Here is an 11,902-nt window from a genome sequence, read left to right as displayed (position 1 = left end):
GGGTGGGGCAGACTGCGCCCGTGAGCGCCTTCCTGTGGATCACCGTCGTCTCGCTGGCCGCCTGGTGCTGGCTGCTGCTGTGCCAGGGGTTCTTCTGGCGCACGGACGTCCGGTTGCCGCGGCGCCGGGAACCGGACGCGTGGCCCTCGGTCTGCGTGGTCGTGCCGGCCCGCGACGAGGCCGCCGTACTGCCCGCGAGCCTGCCGTCGCTGCTCGCGCAGGACTATCCGGGGCGGGCCGAGGTGTTCCTGGTGGACGACGGCAGCACGGACGGGACCGGGGAGCTGGCCCGCGCGCTGTCCGGGCGGTACGGCGGGCTGCCGCTCACGGTGGGTTCGCCGGGCGAGCCGCCCGCCGGCTGGACGGGCAAGCTGTGGGCGGTGCGGCACGGCATCGTGCTGGCCGGCGCGCGCGAGCCGGAGTACCTGCTGCTGACGGACGCGGACATCGCGCACGCCCCGGACAGCCTGCGCGAACTGGTCGCGGCGGCGCACGGCGGCGGCTTCGACGTGGTCTCGCAGATGGCCCGGCTGCGGGTGGAGAGCCGCTGGGAGCGGCTGGTGGTCCCGGCGTTCGTCTACTTCTTCGCGCAGCTGTACCCCTTCCGGTGGATCGGCCGCGAGGGTTCGCGCACGGCGGCCGCGGCGGGCGGCTGCGTCCTGCTGCGCGCCGGCACGGCGGAGCGGGCGCGCATCCCGGACGCCATCCGGCACGCGGTCATCGACGACGTCGCCCTCGCCCGCGCGGTCAAGTACGCGGGCGGCCGGGTCTGGCTGGGCCTCGCCGACCGGGTGGACAGCGTGCGGCCCTACCCGCGGCTGCACGACCTGTGGCGGATGGTCTCGCGCAGCGCCTACGCCCAGCTGCGGCACAACCCGCTGCTGCTGCTCGGCACGGTGGCCGGGCTCGCGCTGGTGTACCTGGTGCCGCCGGCGGCCGTGGTCGCGGGCGCGGCGGCCGGCAGCGCTCCGGTGGCCGTCGGCGGCGCGCTGGCGTGGTCGGTGATGGCGGGCACGTACGTACCGATGCTGCGGTACTACCGGCAGCCGCTGTGGCTCGCCCCGCTGCTGCCGTGCACGGCGTTCCTGTATCTGCTGATGACGGTGGACTCGGCCGTGCAGCACCACCGGGGGCGCGGGGCGGCCTGGAAGGGCCGTACGTACGCCCGTCCCGGCGCGGTTGCGGACGAGGGCTGAGTCACTTGCGGCCGGGTGTCCAGTTCATGCCCCAGCCGTAGGCGCGGTCCACGGTCCGCTGCGGGCTCACCCCGCGCTCCGGTACGAGGTACCGGGCCTCGCGCCGGACGACGAGATCGCCGCCCGTGTTGGTGATCAGGGCGAGCGCGCACACCGTGGAGGGGACCGTGCACTCGTCCAGCGAGAAGTCGACGGGGGCGCCGTACTGCGGCTGGAGGGTGACGGTGGCGTGCAGTCCGGCGAAGGAGGACGCGCCCTCGTAGACGGTGACGAAGACGAGGACGCGGCGCAGCTCGCCCAGGCGGTCGAGGTTGACGGTGAGGTTCTCGCCGCTCGCCACCGCTCCGGTGCGGTCGTCGCCGTCGAGATGGATGTACGGCGGCCGGTGCAGCGATCCGAAAGCGTTGCCGAGCGCCTGGACGACCCCCTTGCGGCCGTCCGCCAGCTCGTACAGGGCGCACAGGTCGAGGTCGAGGTCCCCGGTTCCGCCGCCCCGGCGCGCCCCCCGTCCCGAAAGCCGCTCGCGCGTCCGCCAGTTGAGGTTCACGCGCATGACGCCCGTGGTGCCGCCCTGCTTCGCCAGCGAGACGGAGGGGGCGGCCTTGGTGAGGGTGACTTTCGCGGGCCGGACGGGGGGCACGGTGGGTGGAGGGGGCGGCGGTGCGTCGGTCACACGGGCCCAGGCCGGTGGCGGCGGGGCGGCGGGGAGCGCCGGTGCGGGCGGGCGTGCCGCCCGCGGCGGCTCGTGCGCGGTGATGCCGAACGCCGCGGCGAGGCCGTCCGGTCCGCTGTCGTAGCCCTGGCCGACGGCGCGGAACTTCCAGCCGCCCTGGCGGCGGTAGAACTCGCCGAGCAGGAAGGCCGTCTCCACGGTCGCGCCAGGGCTGTCGAAGCGGGCGAGGACCTGGCCGGTTCCCGGGTCGGTCACCTCGATGTACAGATCCGGGACCTGCCCGAAGGTGCCGCCGTCCGCCGAGGCGGCGAGGACGATCCGCTCGATCGCGCCCTCCACGCGCGCGAGGTCGACGGACAGGGTGTCGACGACGATCGCTCCCTCGGTCCGCCCGCCCTCGTGGCGCACCGCGCCCGAGGGGTGGGCCGGCCGGCCGCGGAAGACGAAGTCCGCGTCGGAGCGGACCTTTCCGGCGGCGAGCAGCAGCGCGGAGGCGTCCGCCGCGGGCACTCCGGGCCCCTGGCGCCGGCCCAGTTCGACCCGCAGCACGGTGGCCGGAACCGGTGTGTTCGATCCCTTCGGCATTGACATGTCGCCCCCTCGCCTCCCTGCCCGCGCTGTCCACGGACGTCCGGATCATCCCCCCATGCCCAACCTACGCCCGGCCTCGCCGGACTCCCATGGGTCGCGCGGGCAAAGACGCAGGAAGATCGCCGGTCGACCGCCGGTAACCCGACCGAGAAGTCCGTTCCTTACATGATCTATACGTGAACCGCTGCCCTTTTTCGACAAGTTCGCTCTGATTGAGCGTCCCCGGTCACCGCCGACACGGAAAACAACCCTCTTATCGGTCTCCCCAACCAGCACATCGTGGGCTTAACTTATGTGCCATGACCTCCCCCCGCTCCACCTATGGCGGCGGCTATTACTCCGCCTCCTTCCGGGACACTCCGATCTACGACTCCCTCGTGGCCGAGCGGGGAACCCCGCAGATCGCCCCGATCCGGGTCCCCGCCGCCTACGACATGGGCAGCAGCCTGCCCGCCCTGCCGTCGGCCCTCCCCGCCCTCCCGGCCGCGCCCTCCGCGCAGCCCCCGGCTCCGGGCTACGGCTACCCCCAGCAGCACCAGCCGGCCCCGCTCCAGCAGGCGCCCACCGCGTACATCCCGCAGCAGGCGAGCGCTCCGCGCGGCTACCCCGGCCCGCAGGCCCCGCAGCAGCGGCCGATGGCGCCCGGTACCGGCTACGAGGCGATGCGCCCGGCCGCGCCGCGGCCCGTGCCTCCGTACCAGGACCCGTACAACAACCCTCAGCAGCGGGGCTACTGATCGAGGCGCCCCCGCTGCCGGTGGCACCTGGCACGATGGCGGCATGGAAATCGCCGAAGTGCAGTCGATCCATCTCTACCCGGTCAAGGCATTTCAGGGCCTGGCGGTCGACGCGGCCGCGGTGGAACCCTGGGGGCTGGCCGGCGACCGGCGCTGGGCGCTGATCGACGACGGGGGGAAGGTCGTCACCCAGCGGGAGCAGCCGCGTCTCGCCCTGGCCGCCGCCGAGCCTCTGGCCGGCGGCGGTCTGCGTCTGTCGGCGGCCGGGCGGGCGGCGGCGACCGTCGAGGTGCCCGAGCCCTCGGGCACCGTGCCGGTGAACATCTTCGGGCAGAAGGTGGAGGCGGTGCCGGCCGCGCCGGCGGCGCACGCCTGGTGCAGCGCCTACCTCGGCCAGGACGTACGCCTGGTGCACCTGGACGACCCGGCCACCCGCCGCCCCGTCGACCCGGAGTACGCGCTGCCGGGCGAGACGGTCAGCTTCGCCGACGGCTATCCACTGCTCGTCACCGCGTCGGCCTCCCTCGACGCCCTCAACTCCCTGATATCTCGGGGCCGTCACGCCGCCGAGGGGCCGCTGCCCATGGACCGGTTCCGGCCCGGCGTCGTGGTCCGCGGCACCGAGGCGTGGGCGGAGGACGAGTGGACCCGCCTCTCCATCGGCGAGGTCGTCTTCCGCGTGGCGCGCACCTGCCGGCGCTGCGTGGTGACCACCACCGACCAGGGCACCGCCGCGCGCGGCCGGGAGCCGCTGTACACACTGGCCCGGCATCGCAGGATCGACGGCGGCCTGATCTTCGGGCAGAACGTCGTTCCGCTCACACGCGGGACCGTCCGGGTCGGCGATCCGGTGCGGGTGCTGGAGCGGGGCGGGAGCGGGGCGGGGCCGAACGCGGCCCGGTAGACCTCGGGCCGGTCGCCCGGCAGGACGGGCGGTCCGGCAGGACGGTGATCCGGTGGGCCGGGGCCGGTTTCGGAGATCGGGGAACCATGGCGACGTCGCCGGTCGTTGGGGTGACATGAGAAACGCGTGAGACGTCGCGGCCGTCACCGGCCGCGGGGGACGTGGGGGTGGGGAGATGCGGGCAGTCACGGGCCTGTGGCGCTGGAGACGCAATCCGCTGTGCCGCGCGACCGATCTGGCCGAGGCGTGGGTGGCGCTGGTCGCGCTGGTACTGATCGCCGTGGTGGCGCCCCTGGCCGGCGCGCTGGTCGGCTTCGTCGCCGAGGACTCGCTCCAGCGTGCCGCGCGGGTGGAACAGCACACCCATCATCTGGTCACGGCCACCGTGGTGCGGCCGCTGGGTCGGGCCCCCGAGAGCGATCCCGACTCGGCCGGCGCGCACGAGGTCCGCAGCCGCGTCGTCGCCGACTGGTCCGCGCCGGACGGCACCGCGCACCACGGCCCGGCCCTCGCCGACCTCAAGTCCCCCCACCCCGGGGACCACTTCGGGCTCTGGACGGATCCGCAGGGCCGAATAACGACCCGCCCGCTGGACTCCGTCACGGCGACGGCCCACGCCGTCCTGGCCGGATTCGGCGCGGCCCTGCTGGCCGCGGGCCTGGTCGAGACCGCCCGGCGGCTCACCGTCTGGCGCATGGTCCGCCGCCGGTACGCACGGTGGGAGCGGGCCTGGGACCGGGCGGGTCCGGACTGGGGCAAGGCGGGCACCGGCAGCTGACCGCGGGCAGGCTGTGGTCAACCCACCCCGGGCGCACACGCTACGGTGGACCGGCCGAAGCGCTTTCGGCGGCAACCCGCAGGCGGGCGCACGTCGGGGACACGCACGGACACGGGCACGCGGACGGGCGGCCCCAGGGGCCGGGCACTCTCCCGGACCCGGCGGCGCCGCCCGGTCGGGGCGTCGGCCATCAGTACGACGAGGTGGGGGCAGAGCAACGCCATGGCACAGGGCACGGTCCAGGTGACGCACACCGGTACCTCGCGGTGGCGGCGCCGCACGGGTGAGTACGCATCGCTCGCCGCCGCCCTGGAGGCCGCCGCCGACGGCGACGTCCTCACCATCGCCCCCGGTACCTACCGGGAGAACCTGGTGATCCAGCGGGCGGTGACGCTCCGCGGGCCGGACGGCTCGCCGGGCTCGGTGCGGATCGCTCCGGTGGACGGGGTACCGCTGACCGTGCGGGCCTCGGCCGTGGTGCACGACCTGCATGTGGAGGGCCAGGACGCCGCGGCGCCCGCGCTGCTGGTCGAGGAGGGCACGCCCGAGCTGATGGACGTGCGGATCGTGACCCGCTCGGCCGTCGGTGTGGAGGTGCGCGGCTCGGCGCGTCCGACCGTGCGCCGGCTCACCGTGGACAACCCGGCCGGTATCGGCATCGCCGTACTCGACGGCGGCAGCGGGGTGTTCGAGGAGTGCGAGATCGTGGCGGCCGGACAGGCGGGCGTGGCGGTGCGCGGCGGCGGCCATCCGCGCCTGGACCGCTGCCGGGTGCACCACGCCTCCGGCACCGGGTTCACCGTGACCGGGGAGAACTCCGCGCTGGAGGCGGTCGGTTGCGAGATCTACGAGGTCCGCGGCTGCGGGGTGCAGGTCACCCAGCGGGCCACCGCGCAGCTGACCGACTGCGATGTGCACCGCACCACCGCCGACGGCGTCACGCTGGACACCGACGCGGTGCTCACGCTGGAGGACTGCCGGATCCACGACATCCCGGAGAACGCGGTCGACCTGCGCTCGCGCTCGGTGCTGACGCTGACCCGGACGACGGTCCGGCAGTTCGGGCGCAACGGGCTGTCGGTGTGGGACCCGGGCACCCGGGTGGACGCCAACCAGTGCGAGATCTTCGACAGCACCGGTGACTATCCGGCGGTGTGGGTGAGCGACGGCGCCACCGCGGTGCTGGACTCCTGCCGGGTGCACGACGTGCCGGACGCGCTGTTCGTGCTGGACCGCGGTTCACGCGCGGACGTGGTGGACAGCGATCTGTCCCAGGTGCGCAACACGGCCGTGTCGGTGAGCGACGGCGCGACCGCGCAGCTCGACGACTGCCGGATCAGGGACGCGGCGACCGGCGCCTGGTTCCGGGACCACGGCAGCGGCGGCACCCTCGACAACTGCACCGTGGACGGCACCCAGACCGGTGTGATCGTCACCAAGGGCGCCGACCCGACCATCGAGCGCTGCACCGTCGACTCCCCCGCCGAAGCCGGTTTCTACGTCTCCGCGGGCGGCCGGGGCAGCTTCCTGAACTGCCGGGTCAGCGGGAGCGGCGGCTACGGCTTCCATGTGATCGACGGCTGCCGCACCACGCTGCGCAGGTGCCGCACCGAGCGCTGTGCGCGCGGGGGTTACGAGTTCGCCGAGGGCGGCCCGGACGCCGGGTCCGGTTCGGGGCCGGTCGTGGAAGACTGCACCAGCGACGAGAGCGGCAGCCTGCGGCCCCCGGCGACGCGGCAGACGGCCGTGCAGACGGTGTCGCACTCCCCCGGACTGCTCGGCTCGATCCCCGGGCAGCGCAGCACCGAGCAGGAGCCGCAGGTCGCCGTCGCGGAGCCGGCGGAACCGCCGCGTACGTCGAAGGACGTGCTCGGTGAACTGGACGCGCTGGTGGGCCTGGAGAGCGTCAAGCGCGAGGTGCGGGCGCTGACCGACATGATCGAGGTGGGCCGGCGCCGGCAGCGCGCGGGGCTGAAGGCCGCGTCCGTCAAACGGCATCTGGTCTTCACCGGTTCCCCCGGCACCGGCAAGACGACGGTGGCCCGGCTGTACGGCGAGATCCTCGCCTCCCTCGGCGTGCTGGACAAGGGCCACCTGGTCGAGGTGTCCCGGGTGGACCTGGTCGGCGAGCACATCGGCTCCACCGCGATCCGCACCCAGGAGGCGTTCCAACGGGCCCACGGCGGGGTGCTGTTCATCGACGAGGCGTACGCGCTGTCGCCGCAGGACGCCGGGCGCGACTTCGGCAAGGAGGCGATCGACACGCTGGTGAAGCTGATGGAGGACCAGCGGGACGCGGTGGTGGTGATCGTCGCCGGGTACACGGCGGAGATGGAACGCTTCCTGTCCGTCAACCCCGGCGTGGCCTCGCGCTTCTCCCGCACCATCACCTTCGGCGACTACGGCCCGGAGGAACTGCTGCGGATCGTCGGGCAGCAGGCCGACGAACACGAGTACCGTCTCGCCCCGGGCACCGCCGAGGCCCTGGTCACCTACTTCACCGCCGTCCCGAAGGGCCCTGCCTTCGGCAACGGCCGCACCGCCCGCCAGACCTTCGAGGCCATGGTCGAACGCCACGCGAGCCGGGTCGCCCAGCTCCCCGATCCGACCACCGACGATCTGACCCTGCTGCATCCGGAGGACCTGCCCGAACCGACCTGAGCGCCGCGGGCCCGAAGTGGGCGGGAACGGGCGGCCGTACAGACGCTCCAGCGGTGGCCGTACGTCAGCAGCGCGATCCCCGCCCGCATGGCGGGCGTCCCGGTCCAGGTCGCCATCCGCCAGGTCAGGTCGGGCACCGCGGTCCTTGTAGGCGCGCCGTCCCCAGGTGACGAACGGCAGGAACCCGAGCCCGCCCAGCCATGAGCCCAGCCCCTGGGAGATCCCGGCGGCGATCCGTACGGCGGTCACCGTGCCGCCCGCCGCGCCGGCCGGCGCTCCGCCGCCGAGGACCAGGGTGGTGGCGCGGAGCTCGATGAGCACGGGCGGGGCGCGGTCGGTGAGCGCGGCCATGGCCCGGGTGCGGGCGATGGCGCGGGTCCGCGCCGGGTCCTCGGGCTCACCCGGGTGCTCCCGGCGTACGCGGTCGCGTTCGGCGCGGGCGAGCCGCGCGGTACCGGCGGCCCGGAGCGGGCGGTACCGGTTCCGTCCAGACAGTCGCCCATGCGCTGGGCGACCCCGTCGGACGTCACGCCGCCCGGCGCACAGGCGAGCAGCGCGGTGGCGGGCCGCCGAGACCGTGGATGCCACGCCCGGCACCGGTCCCGGTGCCGGGCGTGGCGGGCTCCGCACCCCCGCGGCCCATCCCCCGCGGCCATCCCCCGCACGACCACCCCGAGCACCACCACCAGCGTCCCTGCGCCGGATCAGCCCGCCGAACGCCGGGTCCGCGGGCAGCCGGGGCGTTCCTGAGCGTGTTCCACACCCCTCCCGTGACGCCGCGCGGCCGGTGTCCGCGCGCGCCGAAGATGTCCGGTTCGGCATGCCACGCACTGCTCGTCACGGAATCTCCCCGATCGGTGCGGCGGCGACCGTGGCGGCGGGCGGTGGCGCACCCCGTGCCGTCCCGTGAAAAGATGGGACGCCCGCGCACCTGAGGACGGGCGGACGCACTGCTCGCGGGCGGGTGCGCGGGGGTGTCGGACGGTTGACGGCGAAAGGACCGGAGCGTACGTGAGCGAGAATCAGCACCTCCTCGCGGAGCAGCGCCGCGCCCTGATCCTGGACGAGGTCCGGCGCCGCGGCGGTGCCCGGGTCAACGAACTGACCCGCAGGCTCGGCGTGTCGGACATGACCGTACGCCGCGACCTGGACGCGCTGGCCCGGCAGGGCGTGCTGGAGAAGGTGCACGGCGGCGCGGTCCCGGTGGTCGAGGCGAGCACCCATGAGCCGGGCTTCGAGGCCAAGTCGGGCCTGGAGCTGTCGGCCAAGGAGGACATCGCGCGGGCCGCCGCCGCCCTGGTCACCCCCGGCACCGCCATCGCCCTGTCCGGCGGTACGACGACCTACGCGCTCGCGCAGCACCTGCTGGAGGTACCGGACCTGACCGTGGTGACGAACTCGGTGCGGGTCGCGGACGTCTTCCACGCGGCACAGCGCACCTCGGGGCAGCGGCAGGGCGCGGCCACGGTGGTACTCACCGGCGGGGTGCGCACCCCGTCCGACTCGCTGGTGGGTCCGGTGGCCGACCAGGCGATCACCGCGCTCCACTTCGATCTGCTCTTCCTCGGCGTGCACGGCATATCGGTCGAGGCCGGCCTGTCCACGCCGAACCTGGCCGAGGCCGAGACCAACCGCCGTCTGGTGCACTCGGCGCGACGCGTGGTGGTGGTCGCCGACCACACCAAGTGGGGCACGGTGGGCCTCAGTTCGTTCGCCGCGCTGAGCCAGGTGGACACCCTCGTGACCGACTCGGGGCTGCCGGGGGAGGCACGCGCCGAGGTCTGCGAGCATCTGCGGCGACTGATCGTGGCCGGGGAGCCGGACATCGAGGACCCGGCCGAGGACGACGAGGAACCGGACGGCGACACCGCCGCGGAACCCGACGACGACGCCGGGGACAACTGACACCTCGTCAACTACGCTGCTGCCAAGGCCCCCCCGTACGGCGGAGGACCAGCGCCCGCCTCCGTGCGGACTTCACGAGGAGGTTGCCGCCATGGCCCAGCGTCTGCGTCCGGTCGGTCCGGACTTCGTCGACCGCGCCCCCGTGCGCCTGGTGTTCGGCCGGGACATGGACGCCGCTCCGGCCCTGGTCTACCGGGCCCTCGCCGAGGACGTGGCGAGCATGCCGCGATGGCTCTCCGCGGTGGTCTCCGCGCGGCCGACGGACGGCGGGCGCGATGTCCGGCTGCGCGGCGGCATCCGCTTCGAGGAGACCGTCCTGGTCGCGGAGAAGCCCGAGCTGTACACGTACCGCGTCGATGTGACCAACACGCCGGGCGCCCGTGCCTGGGTCGAGGAATGGCGGCTGACCCCGGCCGGCACCGGCACCCGCCTGCGGGTGGTCTTCGCGCTCGACGGCACCGCCGCGTTCCGCCTCGGCTGCCGGCTGGCCGCGCCGGGGGTGGGCCGCGCCATCCGGCGGGCGACCGGGGCGCTGGACCGGCGCCTGGCCTGAGGCCCGTTCTCGGATCAGGCCGGCTCGGATCCCGCGGGCCCGGCACGATCCGGACGACAGGCCCCGGATCACCGACTCACCAGGGCACGGGGGTGCCGTCCCAGGAGAAGAACGCGCCGGTCGGCCCGTCGTCCGACAGCAGCGCCGGCCGCACGGCGCCTCGGGCGGCCTCCGCCGGGTCCCCGCCCGCCGCCGCCCGGGGGTTGAGGTCGGTGGCGCGCAGCCCGGGAGCGAGCGCGTTCACCTTGGCCCCGTCCCCGGTCGGCGTCGGGGCGTACAGGACGGTGAGGGCGTTGAGGGCGTCCTTCGAGGACCGGTACGCGGCCGCGCCCGCGCCGGGGGCGAACGGGGGGTTCGGGTTCGTGCTCCAGCTCGGGCCGCCTGCCGCTGAACTGCGACGTCCTACTCGTCCCCGAGGACGACCAGGAGGTCGTCCTGATCACGGCCGACCCGGCTCCCCCTCGGCCAGGGCCCTGCGCCGGCTGGCGGCGGAGCAGGGTCCGCCTCGCGGGGGCCGGTCGCTCAGTCGGGCCAGACCCCGGTGGCCAGCAGCGTCTCGATCGCCGCCGCGTACGGCGCGATGTCCAGGCCCTGCTCCGCGAGCCACGCGTTCGAGTAGTACTTGTCGAGGTAACGGTCGCCCGGGTCGCACAGCAGGGTGACGACACTGCCGGTACGGCCCTCGGCCACCATCTCGGAGACGATCTTCAGGGCGCTCCACAGCCCGGTCCCGGTGGAGCCGCCCGCCTTGCGGCCGATCACCCCTTCCAGGGCCCGTACGGCGGCGACGCTCGCCGCGTCCGGGACCTTCATCATCCGGTCGATCGCGCCGGGCACGAAGCTCGGCTCCATGCGCGGCCGGCCGATCCCCTCGATGCGGGAGCCGCAGTCGCAGGTGACGTCCGGGTCGCCGCCGGTCCAGCCCTCGAAGAAACAGGAGTTGTCCGGATCGGCGACGCAGATCCGGGTGTCGTACTGCATGTAGTGCACATAGCGGGCGAGCGTCGCCGAGGTGCCGCCGGTGCCCGCCGTGGCGACGATCCACGCCGGCTCCGGGAACCGCTCCAACTCCAGCTGACGGAAGATCGATTCGGCGATGTTGTTGTTGCCGCGCCAGTCGGTGGCCCGCTCGGCGTAGGTGAACTGGTCCATGTAGTGGCCACCGGTCTCCACCGCGAGCCGGGCGGACTCCTCGTACATCTTCCGGGAGTCGTCCACGAAGTGGCAGCGGCCGCCGTGGAACTCGATGAGGCGGCACTTCTCGGCGCTGGTCGTACGGGGCATGACCGCGATGAAGGGCACGCCGATCAGCTTGGCGAAGTACGCCTCGGACACCGCCGTGGAGCCGCTGGACGCCTCGATCACCGGGCGGCCGGGGCGGATCCAGCCGTTGCAGAGGCCGTAGAGGAACAGCGAGCGGGCGAGGCGGTGCTTGAGGCTGCCGGTGGGGTGCGTCGACTCGTCCTTCAGGTAGAGGTCGATGCCCCAGCGCTCGGGCAGCGGAAAGCGCAGCAGGTGGGTGTCGGCCGAGCGGTTGGCGTCGGCCTGGACCTTGCGGACGGCCTCTTTCAGCCAGTCGCGGTAGGCGGGATCGGTGCGGTCGACATCGAGGGTGGCGCCGGTCCGGGCCTTGGGGGTGATGCTCACGTCGGGGCTCCTTACGCTCTGCGCCGACGGCGCCTCGGGCGGGCCGGCTCTTTCGAGCATAAGCATCTTTCAGACCGCTTCCCACCTGCATAAACGCATCTTTGGTCGACCCAAAGGGACCCTGGGCCCAGGCGTACGGGGCGCCGGGGCGTGCCGCCGTGCGCGCTCCGGGCCGCTGTCGTGCGCGCCCCCGCGCGCACTGGTGCTCCGTGCCGTGGCGCGGCAGACTGCACGCGTCGGGACCGCGGTCCCGACGC

The 11,902-nt window shown here is 74.1% G+C and carries 9 protein-coding genes and 3 pseudogenes; 8 read left to right on the top strand and 4 right to left on the bottom strand.

Annotated elements, in window-relative coordinates:
- Window positions 1-2 precede the first annotated feature (2 nt).
- The gene (locus VT52_RS17520; RefSeq protein WP_107481360.1) at window positions 3-1,196 is read left to right on the top strand and encodes a glycosyltransferase; all 1,194 of its coding nucleotides are present in this window, start codon (window positions 3-5) and stop codon (window positions 1,194-1,196) included.
- A gap of 1 nt (window position 1,197) precedes the next feature.
- Here VT52_RS17520 and VT52_RS17515 read toward each other — a convergent pair whose 3' ends face one another.
- Complete coding sequence (locus VT52_RS17515; RefSeq protein ID WP_046422339.1) at window positions 1,198-2,454, bottom strand: TerD family protein; 1,257 nt, start codon at window positions 2,452-2,454, stop codon at window positions 1,198-1,200.
- Between the two features lie 305 nt (window positions 2,455-2,759).
- On the opposite strand from VT52_RS17515, the gene VT52_RS17510 reads away from it, so the two are divergent.
- From VT52_RS17510 to VT52_RS17495, 4 genes are all read left to right on the top strand, one after another.
- Window positions 2,760-3,197: a DUF6643 family protein gene (locus tag VT52_RS17510; protein ID WP_046422337.1), complete on the top strand. Its 438-nt coding sequence runs from the start codon at window positions 2,760-2,762 to the stop codon at window positions 3,195-3,197.
- Between the two features lie 43 nt (window positions 3,198-3,240).
- The gene (locus VT52_RS17505) at window positions 3,241-4,101 is read left to right on the top strand and encodes an MOSC domain-containing protein (RefSeq protein WP_046422335.1); all 861 of its coding nucleotides are present in this window, start codon (window positions 3,241-3,243) and stop codon (window positions 4,099-4,101) included.
- Between the two features lie 175 nt (window positions 4,102-4,276).
- On the top strand, window positions 4,277-4,879 hold the full coding sequence (locus VT52_RS17500) for an Rv1733c family protein (RefSeq protein WP_046422334.1): 603 nt from the start codon (window positions 4,277-4,279) through the stop codon (window positions 4,877-4,879).
- Between the two features lie 222 nt (window positions 4,880-5,101).
- Entirely contained in the window at window positions 5,102-7,540 is a 2,439-nt protein-coding gene (locus VT52_RS17495; protein ID WP_046422332.1) for a right-handed parallel beta-helix repeat-containing protein, read from the top strand.
- On the opposite strand, the pseudogene VT52_RS39710 reads toward VT52_RS17495, so the two are convergent.
- Window positions 7,530-8,278, bottom strand: a pseudogene (locus VT52_RS39710) (hypothetical protein); the annotation flags it as partial. The gene VT52_RS17495 and the pseudogene VT52_RS39710 overlap by 11 nt on opposite strands.
- Before the next feature lie 273 nt (window positions 8,279-8,551).
- Here VT52_RS39710 and VT52_RS17490 point away from each other — a divergent pair.
- Together VT52_RS17490 and VT52_RS17485 are read left to right on the top strand one after the other, a co-directional pair.
- Complete coding sequence (locus VT52_RS17490) at window positions 8,552-9,445, top strand: DeoR/GlpR family DNA-binding transcription regulator (protein ID WP_046422330.1); 894 nt, start codon at window positions 8,552-8,554, stop codon at window positions 9,443-9,445.
- A gap of 91 nt (window positions 9,446-9,536) precedes the next feature.
- A complete protein-coding gene (locus VT52_RS17485) occupies window positions 9,537-9,998 on the top strand; it encodes an SRPBCC family protein (protein WP_046422329.1) in 462 nt (153 codons plus the stop codon).
- Window positions 9,999-10,074: 76 nt separating this feature from the next.
- Here the strand turns inward: VT52_RS17485 and VT52_RS17480 are convergent.
- Window positions 10,075-10,374, bottom strand: a pseudogene (locus VT52_RS17480) (Rossmann-fold NAD(P)-binding domain-containing protein); the annotation flags it as partial.
- Between VT52_RS17480 and VT52_RS38835 the strand changes: the two are divergent.
- Window positions 10,374-10,489: pseudogene (locus VT52_RS38835) on the top strand (MmyB family transcriptional regulator); the annotation flags it as partial. The pseudogenes VT52_RS17480 and VT52_RS38835 sit on opposite strands and share 1 nt — an antisense overlap.
- A gap of 31 nt (window positions 10,490-10,520) precedes the next feature.
- On the opposite strand, the gene VT52_RS17475 reads toward VT52_RS38835, so the two are convergent.
- Complete coding sequence (locus VT52_RS17475; protein WP_046422327.1) at window positions 10,521-11,645, bottom strand: PLP-dependent cysteine synthase family protein; 1,125 nt, start codon at window positions 11,643-11,645, stop codon at window positions 10,521-10,523.
- Window positions 11,646-11,902 lie beyond the last annotated feature (257 nt).

Source organism: Streptomyces malaysiense, from assembly GCF_000980885.2.
Classification (GTDB): Bacteria; Actinomycetota; Actinomycetes; order Streptomycetales; family Streptomycetaceae; genus Streptomyces; species Streptomyces malaysiense.
This window is presented reverse-complemented; position numbering and strand designations above follow the sequence as displayed.